19 protein-coding genes and 3 pseudogenes are annotated in these 18,917 nt (G+C 40.9%); 12 read left to right on the plus strand and 10 right to left on the minus strand.

Annotated elements, in window-relative coordinates; translation table 11 throughout:
• Nucleotides 1–4 precede the first annotated feature (4 nt).
• Nucleotides 5–577, minus strand: coding sequence for a hypothetical protein (locus VHE99_07155; GenBank protein HVV68791.1), 573 nt, complete (start codon nt 575–577; stop codon nt 5–7).
• Nucleotides 578–849: 272 nt separating this feature from the next.
• Here VHE99_07155 and VHE99_07160 point away from each other — a divergent pair, with 272 nt between their 5' ends.
• From VHE99_07160 to VHE99_07175, 4 genes and pseudogenes are all read left to right on the plus strand, one after another.
• Nucleotides 850–1,173: a hypothetical protein gene (locus VHE99_07160; GenBank protein HVV68792.1), complete on the plus strand. Its 324-nt coding sequence runs from the start codon at nt 850–852 to the stop codon at nt 1,171–1,173.
• On the plus strand, nt 1,119–1,955 hold the full coding sequence (locus tag VHE99_07165; GenBank protein HVV68793.1) for a hypothetical protein: 837 nt from the start codon (nt 1,119–1,121) through the stop codon (nt 1,953–1,955). The genes VHE99_07160 and VHE99_07165 overlap by 55 nt, the downstream gene beginning before the upstream one ends.
• A 17-nt stretch (nt 1,956–1,972) precedes the next feature.
• Nucleotides 1,973–2,119 (plus strand): hypothetical protein, encoded by a 147-nt coding sequence (locus tag VHE99_07170; GenBank protein ID HVV68794.1) that lies wholly within the window; start codon nt 1,973–1,975, stop codon nt 2,117–2,119.
• Nucleotides 2,082–2,291: pseudogene (locus VHE99_07175) on the plus strand (IS3 family transposase). The gene VHE99_07170 and the pseudogene VHE99_07175 overlap by 38 nt, the downstream one beginning before the upstream one ends.
• A 37-nt stretch (nt 2,292–2,328) precedes the next feature.
• Here VHE99_07175 and VHE99_07180 read toward each other — a convergent pair.
• Complete coding sequence (locus VHE99_07180; protein HVV68795.1) at nt 2,329–3,153, minus strand: LuxR C-terminal-related transcriptional regulator; 825 nt, start codon at nt 3,151–3,153, stop codon at nt 2,329–2,331.
• A 215-nt stretch (nt 3,154–3,368) separates the two neighbouring features.
• On the opposite strand from VHE99_07180, the gene VHE99_07185 reads away from it, so the two are divergent.
• The 5 genes and pseudogenes from VHE99_07185 (at nt 3,369) to VHE99_07205 (ending at nt 7,566) form a co-directional block, all read left to right on the plus strand.
• Nucleotides 3,369–6,440, plus strand: coding sequence for a hypothetical protein (locus tag VHE99_07185; GenBank protein ID HVV68796.1), 3,072 nt, complete (start codon nt 3,369–3,371; stop codon nt 6,438–6,440).
• A gap of 187 nt (nt 6,441–6,627) precedes the next feature.
• Nucleotides 6,628–6,711 (plus strand): annotated as a pseudogene (locus VHE99_07190) (sel1 repeat family protein).
• A gap of 15 nt (nt 6,712–6,726) precedes the next feature.
• Entirely contained in the window at nt 6,727–7,161 is a 435-nt protein-coding gene (locus VHE99_07195) for a tetratricopeptide repeat protein (protein HVV68797.1), read from the plus strand.
• Between the two features lie 33 nt (nt 7,162–7,194).
• Nucleotides 7,195–7,275, plus strand: a pseudogene (locus VHE99_07200) (SEL1-like repeat protein).
• Nucleotides 7,255–7,566 (plus strand): hypothetical protein, encoded by a 312-nt coding sequence (locus VHE99_07205; protein ID HVV68798.1) that lies wholly within the window; start codon nt 7,255–7,257, stop codon nt 7,564–7,566. The pseudogene VHE99_07200 and the gene VHE99_07205 overlap by 21 nt, the downstream one beginning before the upstream one ends.
• 21 nt (nt 7,567–7,587) lie before the next feature.
• Here the strand turns inward: VHE99_07205 and VHE99_07210 are convergent, their stop codons facing one another.
• From VHE99_07210 to rluD, 4 genes are all read right to left on the minus strand, one after another.
• Entirely contained in the window at nt 7,588–8,784 is a 1,197-nt protein-coding gene (locus VHE99_07210) for an MFS transporter (GenBank protein HVV68799.1), read from the minus strand.
• A gap of 133 nt (nt 8,785–8,917) precedes the next feature.
• On the minus strand, nt 8,918–10,351 hold the full coding sequence (locus tag VHE99_07215) for a Do family serine endopeptidase (protein HVV68800.1): 1,434 nt from the start codon (nt 10,349–10,351) through the stop codon (nt 8,918–8,920).
• A gap of 188 nt (nt 10,352–10,539) precedes the next feature.
• Nucleotides 10,540–11,283, minus strand: coding sequence for a peptidoglycan editing factor PgeF (pgeF, locus tag VHE99_07220; protein ID HVV68801.1), 744 nt, complete (start codon nt 11,281–11,283; stop codon nt 10,540–10,542).
• 107 nt (nt 11,284–11,390) lie between these two features.
• On the minus strand, nt 11,391–12,356 hold the full coding sequence (rluD, locus tag VHE99_07225) for a 23S rRNA pseudouridine(1911/1915/1917) synthase RluD (GenBank protein ID HVV68802.1): 966 nt from the start codon (nt 12,354–12,356) through the stop codon (nt 11,391–11,393).
• Nucleotides 12,357–12,552: 196 nt separating this feature from the next.
• Between rluD and VHE99_07230 the strand changes: the two genes are divergently transcribed.
• The 3 genes from VHE99_07230 to VHE99_07240 all read left to right on the plus strand — a co-directional run bounded on the left by VHE99_07230 (nt 12,553) and on the right by VHE99_07240 (nt 15,134).
• The gene (locus VHE99_07230) at nt 12,553–13,326 is read left to right on the plus strand and encodes an outer membrane protein assembly factor BamD (GenBank protein HVV68803.1); all 774 of its coding nucleotides are present in this window, start codon (nt 12,553–12,555) and stop codon (nt 13,324–13,326) included.
• Between the two features lie 178 nt (nt 13,327–13,504).
• On the plus strand, nt 13,505–14,461 hold the full coding sequence (locus tag VHE99_07235; GenBank protein HVV68804.1) for a hypothetical protein: 957 nt from the start codon (nt 13,505–13,507) through the stop codon (nt 14,459–14,461).
• Nucleotides 14,462–14,600: 139 nt separating this feature from the next.
• Complete coding sequence (locus VHE99_07240) at nt 14,601–15,134, plus strand: flavodoxin family protein (GenBank protein ID HVV68805.1); 534 nt, start codon at nt 14,601–14,603, stop codon at nt 15,132–15,134.
• Here VHE99_07240 and VHE99_07245 read toward each other — a convergent pair.
• From VHE99_07245 to VHE99_07260, 4 genes are all read right to left on the minus strand, one after another.
• A complete protein-coding gene (locus VHE99_07245) occupies nt 15,131–15,241 on the minus strand; it encodes a LysR family transcriptional regulator (protein ID HVV68806.1) in 111 nt (36 codons plus the stop codon). The two genes, VHE99_07240 and VHE99_07245, sit on opposite strands and share 4 nt — an antisense overlap.
• A 70-nt stretch (nt 15,242–15,311) precedes the next feature.
• Nucleotides 15,312–16,625 carry an MFS transporter gene (locus VHE99_07250; GenBank protein ID HVV68807.1) on the minus strand — a complete coding sequence of 438 codons (1,314 nt, stop codon included), beginning with the start codon at nt 16,623–16,625 and terminating at the stop codon, nt 15,312–15,314.
• Complete coding sequence (locus VHE99_07255; protein HVV68808.1) at nt 16,622–17,935, minus strand: MFS transporter; 1,314 nt, start codon at nt 17,933–17,935, stop codon at nt 16,622–16,624. The genes VHE99_07250 and VHE99_07255 overlap by 4 nt, the downstream gene beginning before the upstream one ends.
• 88 nt (nt 17,936–18,023) lie before the next feature.
• A complete protein-coding gene (locus tag VHE99_07260; protein HVV68809.1) occupies nt 18,024–18,899 on the minus strand; it encodes an SMP-30/gluconolactonase/LRE family protein in 876 nt (291 codons plus the stop codon).
• Nucleotides 18,900–18,917: the final 18 nt, after the last annotated feature.

Genomic DNA, 18,917 nt, shown 5'->3' on the forward strand with positions numbered 1-18,917 from the left:
CAGCTTACAATGCCTCAAAATACCAAGGAAATGCGCAATAAAATACCCATAAAAACAATAAAAAATTGAAACCTAAGTTGGTTGCAAATCTAGGTTTTGTCAGGCCTGAAATCAAAAGGCCAGTATTTAAAATCAACAACACCACATTCAATCCTAGTCCTGTCCAGGGGATTAAAGATCCATGGTAATGGAATGCGCTGGGAAAAAATCTCACATGCCAATAGATAGTACCCCCTAATGTCAAAAGATAGAGCAAAACTGATCTGATCGGAATAGAGGGATTGCCTGAAAACAGCCGGAAATTCCAGAGAAAAAATACTAACGCTACTTGTATGCCAACGATAAATAAAACTAGATAAAAGAGAAGCGCTGCATGATTGGTTATCGATTGAGCTGCCATAAGCTGCTTTAAATGCGCTGCAATAGCTATTCCAGGCAAAACTACCACCACCGAACCCGTTAAAAGAGTTAATGCGCTAAAAACAACGAGCGCAATAATCGCCAGCAGGGTTAATCTAAGGGCGTAAGTTTTGGAAGTATGATTCAGATCATTGGACATGATAAAAGAAGATATCATAGAAATGATATCTATTCAAAGCGATAGGATAACTGCTCACCTACTTGTTCCGCAACTCGGGATACATCGGCCCGCAACTGAGGTGCGTCGTCTCACAACTGAGGTACATTGTCCCGGCATTGATGCTGAGATCCAGTTGACAGGGAAGTTAAAGTTTCACTTTCGTGCCACTCCTTCCTTCTAACATTTATGCCGAGGAAATGACATGCTCTAATTAGGATTCGTGATAGACAAGTAGCTTGGTTTGTATTAATAAAAAATGAGGTTCATACATGTTCGGTAAAAATGAAAATACATCTAAATTATCAGCATTTGAATTAGAAGATAAAAGAAATGTTTCAAACAAAAGTAGTGATAAAAAAGAAGTAATAGCGAGAAAAAATGTATCAGGAGATGATTTACCTGAAGTTAAAGTAACTCAGAAAAAACAATTGCAAGAATTCAAACTAACCAAGCTAAAAGAAGTAAGAAGCTCAGAGGAATTAGATGCTTTGGGTGAATATTATTATAAGGAAGCAGAAAAATTTAGCATGAAAAGGACATGGAGCGAGATGCTAAGACATTATATCAACGAGCAGTTAGGTTTTGTGAGCTAGCGAGAACAACTGCTAAAACTAAGGGCGAAAAAGATTATGCACCTGCGATAAAGGTTATCTTTAATTGTTATTCTAGAGGGTGTGAAGCTGATATATCTAAAGTAATAGAATTATACAAGTTGGCAGATAAACTAGGAATTCCAGCTGCTAAAAATAGTTTGGGTTTATATTACGAAAAAGGCGAAGGAGTAAAGCAAGATGGTAAGCAAGCAGCGCGTTTATACCAAGAAGCCGCAGACCTAAATTATCTGCCGGCTATATGTAATTTAGCTAATTGTTACTACTATGCCCAAGGAGTAAAAGCAGATAAAGAAAAAGCTTTAGCACAGTTTACAGAACTGTATCAACAAATATCCTCGTCTTATGAGGCTTTAAAAACAGCCTATGCAGAGCAGAGCTCCGAATTAAAAAAATCCAAATTGGCAGTCATTGACTATAAAAATCAAGCTCATTATTGGGAAGCTCAATTTAAGAGAATCCAAACAAGAGAAGAGGGGCTAAACCAAGAATTAGAAGAGTTAAAAGCAAAATTGCGCAAGCGGGAGCAACAACTATTCGGTAGGCGCACCGAAAAACAAGTGTCTACTCTTCAGAGTGCTCCTGCAAAATCGGCTAAGAAACTTGGACAGCAGGCGAATAATCCCATTCCCACGCGCCGTGATTATAGGGACTTACCCGAAGTGGAGGAAGTGGTTGGACTGAACGAGTCTGAAAATTATTGTCCCTGCTGTCATTTCACCCTTGGCAATCAAAAAAATTTCAAGAGCAAGACCAGTTTTTAAGGAATGCACTTAAGTGCATGGAAGAAAAAATACAGGGTGAACTGGCTCAGCCAGATTTACTCTGCTCTGCTAAAAAAATATTAAAAAGTTTATTAGGGCATTGGGCTGGATTAATCGTATTTGTATATTCAAAGCATGGGTCGGAAGGGGGATTGTTGGGATAACGCAGTCTCGGAAAGCTTCTTTCATAGCTTAAAAGTGGAGCTGATTCATGGCTCATCATTTAAAACACGGCAGGAAGCTAAGCAAGCTATTTTTGAATACATTGAAGTTTTTTATAACAAGATAAGAATTCATTCCGCTATAATTATTTATTATCAGAGGTGTAAGGCCTGAGAACACGATCATTGCTAGGTCAGCATATCAAACAGTATCAAGAAGGTAGAATTGAACCTTTAGTCCAGGCGGAACGGGGATATTCTAAGGATTCTAAAGCCTTTTCTATCAGTTCAGCTTTATTATCCACGCCCATCTTGTTTTTAATATTTTCGATATGCGTCTGAACAGTACGTGTTGATCTACTGATAGCTTCTGCGATGAGCCGCGAAGATTTGCCTCGAACAATATGATGCAATATTTCAATTTCGCGTTTAGTAAGATAAATATTTCCTAATTTTAATCCAGGCAAATACATTGGTAAATTATTTTTTTGATCAAAAATTCCTAAATTGGCGATCAGTGACAATGAGCTTGCAAGAGAATATTTACCTATGACTACCGAAAAACCCATGACACCAATAACTTTATTTTCTGCGCCATACCAAGGTAACTTGATTGTAAGCCCATCAATAAATAAACCATTATTAGTTGGCATCTGCTCATCAAAAAAAAATTTTTTTTGGTAGCAAATAACATTCTTATCATTTTGAATCATTGCCCTGCATGTTTCATTTTGCCAGACATCAAAAGCACTTTTTTTATAAACATCTTTAAATGAAGCAGTGTTTAATAAATCAAGATTTTCTATATTACAATTTTGCAACCTACTTTCATGATCTAGCAAATAAATAGACAATTTCAACTTAAAAAGATCAGATAAGCTATCGGCTTTTTCTGACATAAAAGTCGCATTTTTTTTCTCTGGATCGAGAAGTTTAATTCCATGTTGAAACTTATAGACATACATTTCATCGGGGGAAAAAATTTTTTTTATCTCACACATATTCGGCATTTTAATATTATTTCTATTATTTGTCAAAATAATACACCAATAATACCCATAGAACAATTAAAAAACCATTAAAGCAATGTAGCAAAAAAGTTAATTTTCCCAACCCCCCTCTCAACCAAATATCAGTACTTTGTACGGATAAAAGCTTTTGGCAATTCTTTACACTACCTATCACTTTTAAATCTAGTCAGATATTTATTATAAACGAATATAGTCACTTACCTTCATAATGCGAGAATCATATGTCAGAGAATAAGAAATCTTTATCTGCCTCCCCCCAAAAAAAATATTACCCTGAAATTGAACTTTCTTCTATTAGGGCGGTCAACGATGCTAAAGACGACAATTTAATAGAAAATATCACCGATGAGCTAATTATTAATGTCGGGCCATTGAAACCTCTGTCAAAAGACGAGATGGAAAGACTTCTTAGGGTACTTGGGGAGTCGCCTGATCTTGAGGAAGAAACTTCAGAACAACTGCCAGCACAGGATGATATTGGTCTTAGCGATAATACGGCTAAACTGGCGGATATACTTTACCATGAAGTACTTGACCCACAAATGAATGTCAACGCAACAATCCTCGCTTTGGATAACCGAGGGATTAGAAGTCATACCTTTCGTTTATTCATAGATAAAATCCGCGAGCGATATATTACTGAAATAGATTTAAGTAATAACTTCTTAGATGACGATAGTGCAATCTTGTTGGCAGAGTTCTTATCTAATCGACAAACGATAAAAAAGTTAAACCTCAGTCATAATAGTATTGGTAGCGCGGGTATACGGGCACTCGCTGAGATACTTAAAACGAATACCAGCCTAATCACGCTGGATATAAGTGCAAATCACCACCTAACTTTCGAGGATGCCCAACTGTTGGCTGAGGCATTGGTTATCAATGACACATTAACCACTCTTATCCTGCCTGACCAGGCGCTGGATCTAGAATTCAGCAAACAGATTAAGGCAGCATTGAAGCTAAACCGTCTGGTTGTAAACCAGACTCCATGGGAACGTGTTCCCCTTACATTCTGTGACAAGGGTATTGATGACGGTGCTGTCGAGGTATTGTCTAAACGACTACAACAAGGTTATTGGAAACCCAGCGAATTGGATCTGAGTCACAATCAAATAACGATTAAAAGTATTACGCCAATCAGTCAATGCTTAAGCCATAGTCGTAATACCATCACTAAACTGAACCTGGATGGAAATTACCTGACTAAGGAGAGCCTGGCTGTTTTGACTGATTTAACTAAAGATAGTGCCGTGAGGGATGATGCTATTTTGCCAATTGATAGAAAACCCCTCGAAGCAATAACCAGTCCCCCCATGCTCTCAGATACACTGACTGATATTTTTTGTGACATTAAATCATCTTCTAAAAAATATGATACGGAAATAGAAATGATAGATCTGGAGGAAAAACCACTTATCAGAGAAGCCTTACCTTCAAATATTGATATGCTCGATGGTAAGGAGCCCAGCAATTTGCCTAAAGATAAAATAAATCCTGAAGCATTTTTTGAGGATGCCAAGCAATGCGGAATACCTATTCCTTTATGCTTAGCAGAGTATTCATATGACATGACCCCTATTGAACGAGATCCTAAAGCGTACAGCGGAGAAAACCAGTTTTTGAAAGATATCCATCGTGCCCAAACAGCCAAAATAGGCATATTAGTTATGGGAGAACCCATACCTTTTGCAGAAATGCAAAAAGCAGAAGCGCTGAAGGAAAGCCTAAGAGAACATGGATATCAAACACCTTTATTCCGACAAAAAGAAAGCATAGAAAATGAGCTCTTCCACGTTGAAAGGACCGTGTTGAAAGATAAGGAGAACCTACCGCTTCTCCTCTATCAAAGGGAGCTCGAATTAAGGAGAGACGCCATTAATGCGGAGCTGTTGTTATATGGCCAAGAATTTTTAGACCCCATGATAGAAAAGGGAACCTCTATATTCGAATTTTTAAATTCCAGGCTGACATCTAATGTGACTAGAGAATATAACTACCATCATACACAAGAATTTTTCTCCACCCAGATTTTTTTGTTAAAAGATGCTATTAAGCTTTATAGACCCGAAATTCAGCAAGAAGGTACTGTTCAGGCAAAAGTAATCGTTAATATTGAGAATAGAGATGGCTTAGTTGTTACCTCGTTGGCCAGGAACTTCACAGCTCGCGTATCTGGAGAGCCAACACCTGTAGAAAAAGAATTGTTTATTTCCCCACAAAAAGAAGAAGCAGGTCCGTTGATAGTAACACGTTATAAAAAAGTGCCAGGGGAAAAAGCTCTGGAAGTAACTGCATACACCAATATTCCTAAAATCCCTGCTTTGATGTATGAAGCCTTTTGTCTCAATCGCTTGAAAAAACTACAAAACTATGAACTATACACCCGCTCTGAAAAAGGCGGTAAAAAGCCAGAAATAGGCGAAATAGTTATCGAAAAGGTTAAAAAATCAGGTCATGCTATGTTGTGTTATACCGTCATAGACCCTAATGGGGATCTGCATGATGATGTAGAAATATCACCACTGGAATTCGATGTTTCAGCATTCTCGGATAACCCGAGAACATTAAAAGAGGCTTTAGTTAATGAAAATCATTTACCAACCATTTTAAAAATCACTTCGGAAAAAGGCCATACCCAGATACGGACACCTCAACTCCCTCTCAAAAATATGCTTTATGAAAAACAAACATCAACCAGTACACAAACCTCATCGGCCTTCTTTTCACCCAAAAGAAATCCTTCCCTTTTGTCAGAATCTAAAATAAAGCCCCCAGAGTCTAAAGCTATTGCACCCAAAGATATATCGATACAAGATTTTTTAACGGTGGTGTATGAGGATATGCGCACAGATCTTCCCCAGCGCACAGATTTTATCTTCTGGTTAGAAAAAATGGCTGAAATACCATCGGAATTAGAAAAGGTAGATCAATTTCTAGCTACAGAATATATGAAAAAATATATAAACCAAAAAATTGGACCTCTTATGGCTGAGCTTAAAAAAATATGTGATAGATTTAATCCCATTAAAGAACAGTCTGGCGATAATAGTTATATCGAGGATCTTAACCATAAATTACTATTGTTAGACAGGTTCCTTGATGATACAAAATCACACTTTCTTAACGGACTCACAGATAATCCCCGATCTCTCTTGAGCTTATTTGGTATATATAAAGAATTTAATATTGTCAATAGTGAAATCTTAACTTTATCTAAATTAACTATGGAAGATATGGAAAAGGGAAAATATAAAGCTGAAGAAGCTACAAATAACTTCAGCTTGCGCTGAGCTAACGCGAAAACCTATTGACTTATCCGCTAAAGGGGAAAGAACCACTTTCTGGCATTTCTTTCCCTAATGTAAATATTACTTAGGCCATTGTTATTTAGAGGAAAAAGGCGGAGTATCTCAAGATTTAAAAGAAGCAGCGCGCCTATTCCAATTATCTGCAGTACAAGGTTGTGCGGCAGGGCAGTATGGCTTAGGTTATTGTTATCTAACAAAGAAAGGCGTAGTTCAAGATTTTGCACAAGCCCTGCATTTTTTTGTATTGGCAGCAAACCAAGGGCATCCAGTGGCTCAGTATTATTTAGGTGAATGCTATGAGTGTGGAAAGGGAGTCAATAAGGATGTAGATAAAGCTATAGGGTACTATAATTTAGCTGCAAAACAGAAGTTAGCTATCGCTCAACATAAATTGAGTTGTCTCTATTATGAAGGGCTTGGCGTAGAAGAATATCTGGAAAAGGCGTTGAATTATTCTGAAGAGGCAGCTGGGCAAGGCCTTGTAGAGGCAAAAAGTTTTTTTGGTGTTCTTTTACATAATTATGATTATGGTGATATAAAACTTAAAAACCATGTCAAAGCCCATGATTTAAAAATTGTTGTAGCAAATTATCAATCTGGAGCTGCCCGGGGAGAGCGAAATGCGCAATTTAATTTAGCAAATTGTTATAAAACGGGTATTGAAGTTGAGCAGGATATGAAGTTAGCGGCGCGTTTTTATTAATTAGCGGCAGATCAAGGAGAGCCTAATGCGCAACGCGAGCTAGGTGTTTGTTATCAAATGGGACAAGGGGTAGAAAAAGACATAAAAGCTGCAATTCACTACTATCGTGCTGCCGTTTCGCAGCAAGATGCTGAGGCTCAGTATATTCTGGGACTTTGTTATATCTCAGGTGAGGGAGTAGAAAAAGATACTCAAAAAGGACTACGCTTGTTCAGATCAGCCTGTAGTGGTGGGTACCAGAAGGCTAAAGAAAAAATAATGGAATTCTATGCAGGTCAGGTTCAAGGATATGGGTTTTGGAAAAGCAAGCATTCGGAGCTACAGAATTTTGCGCCCTCAAGTGCGCCTGTCAGTAGTGATGGTTCTGTTAAGCCTTATTGGGTTGAGGAAGGTTTAGGTTTTTGAGATTATCAGGTCAAATTATAACTACGTCAAATTCATTTCACGGACTTTAGGGTTGGGTAAGAAAACAGTTAAAATCCCTAATGTTGGCAGAAAAGAAACCAGGTGATAAACATAATCGATGCCATGGATATCCGCAAGCTTACCGCAAACGGCAGCGCCTAGCCCTCCCATTCCAAAAGACAAACCGAAAAATAAGCCAGCAATTGTGCCGGTACGACCTGGGGCTAATTCTTGTGCATACACTACAATGGCTGAAAATGCAGAAGACAAAATCAGTCCGATGATGACACTCAAAATACTGGTAACCGGCAGGCTGGCATAGGGTAATGCTAATGTAAAGGGTAGTACGCCCAATATCGAATACCAGATAACTGCTTTGCGTCCAATCCTATCACCGATGGGACCACCGATTAATGTGCCAATTGCCACGGCTGCCAGAAACAAAAATAAATGTAATTGCGCAGCTTGAGTGGACAGATGAAATTTATGTATGAGATAAAAGGTAAAATAACTGGTAATGCTCGCGAGGTAAAAATACTTAGAAAATACCAGCAACATCAACACAGTCATAGAAATAGTGATGGTCTTGCGGTCAAATGCTATTTTTTCAACGTGTTTACGTTTACGGGCGTTGGCCAGATGATGAATTTGGTACCAGCGTCCGATGTAACTCAAAGTGATAATGGCAGCAAAAGTGGCTAATGAGAACCAGGCCAGACTCATCTGACCATGGGGTAAAATAATAAATGCTGCGAGTAAAGGCCCCACTGCTGTGCCGGCATTGCCGCCAATTTGAAACACCGATTGAGCAAATCCTGGTTTGTTACCTGCTGCAGTACGCGCCATGCGCGAAGATTCTGGATGAAATACTGAGGAGCCAAGGCCGATTAAACCGGCACCTAGCAAAATAAAAGAGAAATTTTTCGCATAAGCTAGAGTCAATAGTCCAATTAAAGTCGAGAACATACCTATGGGTAAAGAATAAGGGTAGGGCTTGCGATCTGTAATTAAGCCTACCACAGGTTGTAAAAGCGAACCTGTTAATTGGTAAGTCAGGGTGATAATTCCGATCTGCGCAAAATTTAAAGTGTATTCGTGTTTCAAAATAGGGTAAATCGCAGGCAAAAGCGACTGCACCATATCATTGAGAAAATGGCTGAAGCTCAGGGCAAGGAGGATAGAGATAACAGTGTCTTTTTTTTCAGATATATTTTGCATGAGTGGTGGTTAGTTTTTTGAGGGATTTTCCTCTCCCCTTGTGGGCTAGGATATGCACACAAGGGGAGAGGGGGAAAGCCAAGGCTGTAAGAGAAAAACAGTCTTCACTGCGAAAAGCAATGACAGTCAAGGGTTAACCATAATTATTAATAACTAAAAAAATAACCCCCTGATCTCTACCCAGCTTTAACAACAAACGTTGTGGATTATTCTTAACTGTTTGCAGTAATTGATCCACATTATGTATGGCTTGACCATTTGCTTCCAGAATGACATCGCCGGGACGTAAGCCGCTGATCCAGGCATTGCTGGTTTCATCCACATCAATTACGCCGGCGCCTTTAATGGGCCCAAAGTCTGGCACCAGTTGATCGTAAGATGTAAGTCTGACGCCATCTAGCAATGAAGCGAGTCCAGGCGTAGTAGCCATTTTAAGTGCTTTGGGATCGACGATATGGGCATTTAAAGAAAATGATTTATCTTTGCGAAGTACCTCAATTGTTATCTGCGTATTAATAGGTAAAAAGCCGACGATATTTTTTACTTGCGCGCCGTTTCTCACATTGATGTTATTGAGTTTTACAATAACATCTTGTGGTTTTATTCCGGCAGTTTCAGCGGGAGAACCGGAAATGACGTTGGTAACCAATGCGCCTTGTTTGCCGCTGATATTAAAGGCATCCGCGAGTGCCGGTGTTAGATCTTGCACCATCACGCCTAAAACACCGCGTTGTACTTTGCCAAATTTAATTAATTGCACGGCGACGTCATGTACCATATTGCTGGGAATAGCTAGGCCAATACCCACATTAGCGCTGACAGGGCCAATGAGTGCCGTATTGACACCAATCAATTGGCCATTGAGGTTTACTAAAGCGCCGCCTGAGTTTCCAGGATTAATAGAGGCGTCAGTCTGGATGAAGTTTTCATAACCTTCTATGCCTAAGCTGGTGCGATTTAAAGCGCTTATCACCCCGGAAGTCACAGTTTGTTGCAAGCCAAATGGGTTACCAATAGCAGCTACAACATCTCCAACCTTCAAATTTTCAGAATTTCCAAAGGTAATTTGCGTTAAACCTTTAGCGTTAATTTGCAGCAATGCAATGTCAGAGGGTTTATCCGCACCAATTAATTTGGCTTTAAAACGACGGCCATCCTTCAGGGTGACGGTGATGATTTTAGCATCTGCCACCACATGCGCGTTGGTTACTAAATAGCCTTGTTCAGCATTGATAATGACACCAGACCCCATTTCTTCAAACTGTCTAACACCAGGTACTACTTGCTGTCCAGATTGTGGGGAAGGGGCGCCTTGTTGGTCAGGAGATTGATCTTGAGACTGTGGTTGATTTCCAGAAGTGCCACTTTGGGCGGAGATTGGGAAAAATCCTTTAGTTTCACCTAGAACGGTGACATTCACCACCGCAGGCATGACTTTTTCCAGCATGTCTGCGAGATTAGTGGGTTTACCATTAGCTTCTGGCGGTAAAGCACTAAGCCCTGGTAGTGTGACCAGACTGCCGGCTAAGACGAATAAAGCGATCTTTATCCATTTGCATACTTTCATGAGTGTTTTTCCTCTGAATTATATTTGGTCATTTATAGGTGAGTTGATCTATCTAAGGTTTATAAAGCTTTACTGTGACTGAATCTATTTACGAACATATGTTTGAAAAGATATGAATAATTACAAGAATTTAGCTGATACTTTATCATATCAGAACTATTGCTGCACTTTAAATTGTGGTCTTAGCATCAAGTATTACCTTGCAACCAAATTAAACTGGCCATTCTTCCGGTTTTACCTTGTCCACGACGGTAAGAATAGAAACGGGAAGCATCGGAATAAGTACAAAATCCTCCTCCATAAATACGTGACACGCCACAGGCATGCAAACGCTGTTTAGCAAGCGCATACAGGTCAGCAAGCCATTTATCGTGAGATTTAGCTTTAAAGGCAGTTTGGGCTTTGGGATCATGCTGTAAAAATGCCTGGCGTACTTCCTCGCCGACTTCAAACATGCTGGGTCCAATAGCGGGTCCCAGCCAGGCTAGCCATTGGTCTTGAGGCTGTTTGAGGTGTGAAAGTGTATTTTCAATAATCCCTGCAGCTAAGCCGCGCCATCCGGCATGGATTGCAGCTACCTGATCGCCTGCTGTATTGCATAGTAATAAGGGCAGGCAATCTGCTGTTATTACGGCGCAAACTATATTAGGCACACTGGTGAAAGAAGCATCTGCTTCAGTGCTTTGTGCGTGCATTGTATCAGCTTGGATGGCATGGGTGCCGTGAACCTGTTTTAGCCATACCGGTTCATGAATGAGATTAAGCTCAGCCATTAAACGTTGGCGATTGGCAATAACAGCTTCTGGGCTGTCTCCGCCTTTGCCTAAGTTAAAACTGGCGTAAGGACCTTCGCTAACGCCATCGAAACGCAAGCTGGTGCAGGCTTTAATATGAGCGGGGGCAGGCCAATTGGGGAAAAGGTAATGTAGCATGAGCAATTTTCCTATTTTTTAGAGTATTTGTTGGATATTTTCTTCTCAATAAGCCGCTACCTTTTTCCTTCTCCCACAAGGGGAGAAGGAAAAAGGTAGCGGCTTATTTAGGCCGAATTTTTATGCTCTCTTAAATAATTTAGCAAAGTCTCAAGATCATCAGGAAGCTCCGTCTCCCAACTCATGAGTTCATTTGTTTCAGGGTGAGTAAGGGTCAATTTTTTTGCATGCAACGCCTGGCGTTTAAATGCCTGTAGGCATTGTTTTAAATTATCCGAGCATTGTGCTGGGATTTTTAATCTGCCGCCATAAGTTTGATCGCCTAGCAAAGGATGACCTATATAGGCCATATGTACGCGAATCTGATGCGTGCGTCCGGTTTCCAGCATGACGTTAATACAAGTATGCGCGGGAAAGCGCTCATTGATGCGATAATGTGTGATAGCTGGTTTTCCAGAAGCGACTACCGCCATATGGGTACGCTGGGTGGGGTGGCGCCCGATAGGTTCGGCAATTGTTCCGCCTCCTGTTAAGGTACCATTGACGATGGCAATATATTCACGCGTTACTGCGTGGGTTTGCATTTGATTAATTAAATGCGTATGCGCGCAGAGGTTGCGGGCGATCACCAATAATCCTGAAGTATCTTTATCCAGTCGGTGTACGATCCCCGCGCGGGGCAGGCTGGCCAGGCTGGGATCAAAATGTAGCAAGGCATTGACCAATGTATTGTCAGGATTACCGGCAGCAGGATGCACTACCTGGCCGATAGGTTTATTTACAATAATTAAGGATGTATCTGCATAGACTACAGATAATTGCATATTTTGCGGTTGCCAGTCAGTTGCAACAGGTAGGGTGGCATTGATGTGTATATACTGGCCGGCGGCTATTTTATCTTTAGCGCGCAGATATTGATGATTGACCTGCACGTGTTTATTTTCGTTCCAAGTCTTAAGACGTGAACGGGAATGTTCAGGAAACAACCGGGCAAGTGCCTGATCTAGGCGAAGGCCGTGTAAATCTTCAGGTACAAAGGCATTTAAAGTGATGGTATGCTCAGGTGTGGTCATGGTGGTATTTTAGCGTAATTCCAGTAGCTACACAAAATCTCTTACAGCCCTAGCTTTTTTCCTTCTCCCACAAGGGGAGAAGGAAAAAAGCTAGGGCTGTAAGAGATTGACTGCATTTACATTCTGGTAAACACCAGGTATTCTTCCCCACCATTGATAGAACCCATTGAATAATAATTATAGTGGATCAAACCCTATGCGAATTTTCAGCATCATTGTCCTGGTCATGGCGCTAATTACCCTGGCAGCCTGTAAGACCTCTGAACCTTTTGCGGCATACAAAGGCGCATCAGCCCAGACTATTTTCCAGAATGGTGAAAACAGCTTAGCCAGAGGGCATTATGAGGCAGCTGTCAAAAGTTTTGAGGCATTAGATGCGCTCTATCCCTTCGGTGATTATTCCCAACAAGGTCAGCTTGATATCATTTACGCCTACTACAAAAAAGGCGATGCCGAATCTGCATTAGCGGCTGCGGATCGCTATATCCGTCTTTACCCTCGTGACCCCAATGTCGACTATGCTTTTTATATGAAAGGACTCATTAATATGGGGCCTTCTGACAGCTGGATAGAGAAGACTGCGCGTTCGGAACTTTCTCAACGTGATCTCACCAATATGCAACAGGCGTTTGCCGATTTTAACTTACTAATACAGCGTTTTCCCAACAGTCGCTATGTGCCGGATGCACGCACCCGTATGATTTATATTCGTAACCTATTGGCGCAGCACCAATTGGAAGTGGCACAGTATTATATGAATTATAAAGCTTATGTGGCTGCCGCTAATCGCGCGAACAGCGTAGTGCAAGACTATCCCGCTTCACCGCAGATAATCCCAGCTTTGGCAATTATGGTTCAAGCCTATCGCGCATTAGGTGAAAATGATATGGCTAACAATGCCTTACAGGTATTGCGAGCTAATTATCCTAATTCTAAAGAGGCAAAACAGTTAGGAACAGCTTCCAAATAGATCTGTCCTTAAGTTTAAAACGCCTCAAGCATACATATAAATTAAGATATTATGACTTGATAAATATAGCTTTGTTCTTTATTTAAGGCCTATATCTGAAAATCCTACTTTAATTAGCCGCTATTTCTGAAATCGTATTGACTAAAAATAAAAAATAAAAAAAATGAGGATTTCTACTATGGCAGACATAAAATCAGAAAATCCCGCACCATTAAACCAAGATAGTGAGTTGCAAGAACCCTTAATTCCAGATAGTCCAAATGAGGAAGTTTCTTTTTGGGCAGGTTTGAGAACTGATATCCTGTCTAGTTTAAAAGTAGTATCAATACCATCAGTTATCACCAATTCTATATGGCGTGGCCTTAATTTGGCTGGTGTTGCAGCGGATGGGGGAGTTCTGGCTACTTCCTATCAAATTGCTATGCCGGTTTTTATCACCTGTTTTTCTGTAGACTTGCTGCGTCGTGCTATCGAAAAAAGTATGGAAAATAATATAACAGTAAAAGAGGCTTTTTCTCGTTTAGAGAAAGAAGATTTTATTGGTGCTGCAAAACTCGCTTTGAAATTTTATGGTGGAGTTGTAGGTTGGACTGCAGGTTATAAATATTTAGGTGCAGTTTTGCAAAAAACAGGTTTGATGGACGTACTTGCTAATGCGCTGGGAGCAGCCTTTGGTTCTGCAGGTGGTTTATTTAGTATTTGCGAAGCCATAGAATTTGCAGAAGTGAAGGCAAAGAAAAAAGACAGTATGGATCATCAAGCCTCATGGGGAGTCGCTTTTCGGGGTGCAGTAGAAGGAGCTATCTGGTCCGTAATGGGCGATAAAAATTTGCATCAAATGTTGAGCAGTAAAAATATTTCAGATTGGTTAGCGAAAACCATAGATAGTTTTGCCGTAGGAATACCTTCAGGGATAGGTTTTGGTATAGCCTCTCTCGGGACTTATCCCTGCAGCAGAATATATAATTTTTTTGCAAGTAAGAAAGAAAGTAAACCAAACCCATTGCCAGTAGATACACAGGAAAATGATCTTCGATCAGACTCTATATTACCACCAGGAGTAACTGAGGAAGATAAAGGTTTAGTTAATGTTGTTACGGATCCTTCTCCCCCTCTTGCTCATACTAAACCCTAATTATCGAAAAAACATTTCTTTTGTTGAACTCTAAAAAATTGTTTCTCTTTTTGAAATAATATCTTTCTAAATGCCCTAATTATCTTCGCATAAGAAATAGTTATAATGCTCTCAGTATCAAAATATATGGGAGAAAATCATGATAAAGATATTAGTTTTATACCATTCTAATAGTGGAAATACTGCAACAATGGCGCAATTAGTCGCTCGAGGAGCACAATACCATGAACAAGTAGAAGTAAGAGAAAAATCCATAGATCAAGCCAATGATGCGGATATTCTCTGGTGTGATGGCTTGGCGGTTGGTTGTCCTACTAACTTGGGGACTTTATCCTGGCCAATGAAGAAATTCTGGGATGACCGCAGCCGTACTTTATGGGGCAAGGTCGATGGCAAAATAGCCTGTGCTTTTTCTTCTGCAGGAAGTTATGGCGGTGGGGCTGAATTAACTTGCTTTAGTTTGACAAGTTTATTAATAAATTATGGGTTTTTGGTATTTGGAGTGACCGAATTTACCGGTAGACGCTTTTCTCCGCATTATGGCGCTATTTGCGCTGGTTCACCTGAGCAAACGCAGGAACAGAATGCTTGCTTGTTGCTAGGTCAGCAATTAGCGCAATGGGCGGGAAGAAACCGTGCTGCAGTTTCACATGTTGACGCGGTTAGAAGCTAATTAATCGCTGGCGCGAAATTAAAAGTGAAGCGTTTTTCTGCGGCTTTAGTAAAGCTATTGGCATCAACCACAGCGATAAAACTTTTAATATTGGTAATCCAATCCATTCTGGCACGACCATTTGCAATAAACTAAATTTGTAAGTACCCCCATTTTTCCAATTGGGTGGGCAGGCATCTAAATTTTTTGTCTACGGATTATTTTGGGTACAACCAGCGCTGCAATTAAGGCAATAGCAAAAACTACAGGAAACAACCACATAGCAAATTGAAAATCTGCTGCAGAGTAAGTACGAACACCGCCTTGGGTAATGCCCGACCAATGTTGATCCAATAACCAGCCGAACAGTGGTTCAAAGATAATGCCGCCACTTAAAATACTGATAGAAATCACGCTGACCGCTGTTGCGGTAATAACGGGGGGATTATTTTCAGCCACTAAAGGATAGCTGATGACTTGGGTAGAGGTAGCAAAGCCCAGTAAAAAAAATAATGTCAAGAGTGTCAATTGGGATAAATGCGGTATTTGCATTAGGCATAGCACAATGATGAGTGCAGAAATAGCACCCACAATCATGAGAAATTGTCTTTTGCCAAGATAGTCTGAGAGCCATCCGACAAAAGGCGCACCTAACATGGTGCCTATAAACAACATAGAGGTAGCATAAGAAGCTGAGGTCTTGGTTAACTGGTGTACCTGTTGTAAATATAAAATCCCCCAGATACCCCCCAGTAAAAAAATAGGTAGGTTTACCAAGCAAGAATAAATACCGCATAACCAATTATAAGGTTTGGACAGTGCTAATCTTAGGCTGCGCCAATAACCTATACTCTGTAACTGCTTGCGTTGCTGTTGTTGTAGCTTGGAAAGTTGCGCCGGGTAGTCATGAACCAAGGTAAAGATTAATACGATAATGCCTAATCCGATTGCGGCATCGATGAGCAATGTTTGTCGCCAATTTAAATGATTTATTAATAAAGTTAATGGTGTTTGGGCAATAAAACCACCCAGCATAGCAAAAGTAACCATTAGCCCAATCACTAAAGCTAATCGGTATGGAGGAAACCAGCGTGAGGCTAATCGCACGCAGCTTAAAAAACAAAAAGCACTGCCAATGCCGGTTAGAAAGCGCGAAACGGTCAATACAAAGAGCGTTTGTGCTTGTGAAAACATGAAGGTTCCCAATACACAAACCGATAAAGCGCAGAGTACCACTTTGCGTGTGGAAAAACGGTCTAAAATGGTAGCAGCAGGGAACAAAAATATTACGGTTGCATAAAAATAACTTGAGGAAAGATAACCTAGGGTAGTGGCGCTGAGTTTAAATTCCAGGATTAACGGTTTACTAATCGCATTGAACATATTCATTTGAATAAATTCATAAAAGTAAAATAATGCGCCGGTAAAACAGACTATCCAGGATTTAAGGCTTGAGGTAATTAGGTGGGTAGAAGGGTAGGGTATGGCAGTTTGATCACTGACAGTTGTCATGATTTGAACTCCTGTGCCATGCAGCGTGTTTCTTTAAGCGGTAGGGTTGCTAGTAATGCGATCAAAAAAGCAATCGGCATCATCCACAGAGCTAAACGGTAATCAGAGAGAGAATACAGTGGAACTCCATTCAGAAGATGATGATCCCAATGCAAACCCATAAACCAGCCAAATACGGGTTGCATCACCCCGCCACCCATAATTAATACGGAGGCAATGGCACTGGCAGTTGCCGTTATTTCCAAGGGATTGCTTTCTGCAATCACTGGATAACTGATGACCTGACTGCTGGTAAAAAAACCCAAGAGGAAAAATAATAACATGCCAATAGCGGGTGTGATTTGTGGTAAGTAGATAATTGGAAATATGACGGCTAAGGATAAAATGCTGAAAACAATCATGGGTAGTTTGCGGCGGCCAAGGCGATCCGACAATAAGCCAATCGCTGGGGCACCCACAATGGTGCCGACAAATATCATGGATACAATTTCAGAAGCTTGCGTGTCGGTTAAATGATGAATTTGCACTAAATACAAACTGCCCCACATGGCGCCCAGCAGGAAAATAGGCAGGTTCATCAAAGAGGTATACACACCGCTTAGCCAGTTTTGACGGTTGATAAAAGCGCGTTTTAGGCTAGTCCACAGGCGGGTGGTCGTGAGAGGTTTGTGATATTTATTGAGCGATTGCTCGCCATTTTCTGGATAATCTTGCACGAAAAGAAAAATCAGCAGCCACAATACTAAGCCAAAACCTGCAGCAATGCGTAAAGCATTGCGCCAGCCTAAGGCATCAGTTAACACGGTCATCGGCGTTTGTGCCACCATGCCGCCCAGCATAGCGATAGTGACAATTAGACCGATGACGAGTGCAAGATATTTGGTTGGAAACCAACGTGATGCCAGTCGCAAACAGCTAAGGAAGGCAAAGGTGCTGGAAATTCCAGTAAGAAAACGGCATAAATCAGCTACCCAGATGGTGCTGGTATGGGCAAAAACAGTGGTACAGCTCACCGCAGTGAGCATAGCCACTAACAGGGCTTTACGAGTAGATACACGGTCTAAAATGAGACCGGCAGGGAATAGAAATAACACATTCGCATAGAAATAATAAGCCGAAAGCCGGCCGAGTTGTTCGGCACTGAAGTGGAATTCTTTTAATAAAGCTTGATTAATGGAGTTAAACATATTGAGTTGGAAAAACTCATAGAAGAAAAATAGCGAAGAGGCGAAACAGACTAGACAAGCTTTGACAATTTGGCTTCGAGTTAAGGTGGGTGGGTTAGGGATAGTCGAAGTATTATTCTGCATTAAAAAAGCACCTCGCGAGTTTCTATTGATTGGTACATTATCCCTACTAACAGCTAACCCCTTTTTCAAAGAGGGTTAGCTGCTACGTTTATGATTTATAAGTATAACAAGTTTCTGATATCCCTGTAACTTCCGTAGTCATCGCAAAGAGACCTCCTGCATCAGGTCCACGCAGCAAATCAGCCTCCGATAAATTGCCGCGGGCTGAAGTCACATACAGAATATTTAAGTTTTTACCGCCAAAACAACAACTGGTAGGGCGGCTGATAGGCATAGGTATTACCTCTTTGATGCTGCCGTCAGGGGCATAACGTGTAATCCGCCAGCCGTAGGAATGTGCGCTCCATAAATCACCCTGGCTATCGACAGCCAAACCATCGGGTAGACCGGCATCAGTCGGGGTTGTGGCAAATAGCCGTCGGTTGCTTAAGCAACCGCTTTCTGGGTCAAAATCATACTGGAATATTTTTCTGGCGATGGTATCGGTGAAATACATAGTGTGATTATCTGGACTCCAGCCAATACCGTTAGAAATAGCAAAGTCCGCATCGCGGGCAATAGCTTGTGCCTTATGATCGAATTGGTACAGTACGCCAGTAGGTTCCTTACCTTGTATATCCATGGTGCCAGCCCAATAGCGTCCTTGACGGTCGCATTTTCCTTCATTAAAGCGTAAATTGTCTGCATTTTTTAGCAATTCATTCAGCCAAGTTATTTTTCCAGAAGGTAGTTCAATAGCCACCAGAGCGGACTTAAAAGTTGCTACCAGGCCACCGCCTTGTTTTAAACCGATGCTGGTAATTTTGTCTGGCATAGTCCAGCTGTGGTATGAGCCATCTTCCACCCTAAGACGATGTAGCTGGCACCCATAAATATCCACCCAAAACAGTGCATTTTCACGATGATCCCATAGGGGACTTTCTCCAAGGGTGTTATGTCCATGCCAGATACAGGTTATGTTCATTTGCGGTTCCTTTTGTGC

Source organism: Gammaproteobacteria bacterium (genome assembly GCA_035546635.1).
In the GTDB taxonomy this organism is placed as follows: Bacteria; Pseudomonadota; Gammaproteobacteria; order JAURND01; family JAURND01; genus DASZWJ01.

Coding starts and splice junctions, on each gene's coding strand:
- VHE99_07155 (HVV68791.1), bottom strand. CDS start 577: ATGATATCTTCTTTTATCATGTCCAATGATCTGAATCATACTTCCAAA.
- VHE99_07160 (HVV68792.1), top strand. CDS start 850: ATGTTCGGTAAAAATGAAAATACATCTAAATTATCAGCATTTGAATTA.
- VHE99_07165 (HVV68793.1), top strand. CDS start 1,119: ATGGAGCGAGATGCTAAGACATTATATCAACGAGCAGTTAGGTTTTGT.
- VHE99_07170 (HVV68794.1), top strand. CDS start 1,973: ATGGAAGAAAAAATACAGGGTGAACTGGCTCAGCCAGATTTACTCTGC.
- VHE99_07185 (HVV68796.1), top strand. CDS start 3,369: ATGTCAGAGAATAAGAAATCTTTATCTGCCTCCCCCCAAAAAAAATAT.
- VHE99_07210 (HVV68799.1), bottom strand. CDS start 8,784: ATGCAAAATATATCTGAAAAAAAAGACACTGTTATCTCTATCCTCCTT.
- VHE99_07215 (HVV68800.1), bottom strand. CDS start 10,351: ATGAAAGTATGCAAATGGATAAAGATCGCTTTATTCGTCTTAGCCGGC.
- pgeF (HVV68801.1), bottom strand. CDS start 11,283: ATGCTACATTACCTTTTCCCCAATTGGCCTGCCCCCGCTCATATTAAA.
- rluD (HVV68802.1), bottom strand. CDS start 12,356: ATGACCACACCTGAGCATACCATCACTTTAAATGCCTTTGTACCTGAA.
- VHE99_07230 (HVV68803.1), top strand. CDS start 12,553: ATGCGAATTTTCAGCATCATTGTCCTGGTCATGGCGCTAATTACCCTG.
- VHE99_07235 (HVV68804.1), top strand. CDS start 13,505: ATGGCAGACATAAAATCAGAAAATCCCGCACCATTAAACCAAGATAGT.
- VHE99_07240 (HVV68805.1), top strand. CDS start 14,601: ATGATAAAGATATTAGTTTTATACCATTCTAATAGTGGAAATACTGCA.
- VHE99_07245 (HVV68806.1), bottom strand. CDS start 15,241: ATGGATTGGATTACCAATATTAAAAGTTTTATCGCTGTGGTTGATGCC.
- VHE99_07250 (HVV68807.1), bottom strand. CDS start 16,625: ATGACAACTGTCAGTGATCAAACTGCCATACCCTACCCTTCTACCCAC.
- VHE99_07255 (HVV68808.1), bottom strand. CDS start 17,935: ATGCAGAATAATACTTCGACTATCCCTAACCCACCCACCTTAACTCGA.
- VHE99_07260 (HVV68809.1), bottom strand. CDS start 18,899: ATGAACATAACCTGTATCTGGCATGGACATAACACCCTTGGAGAAAGT.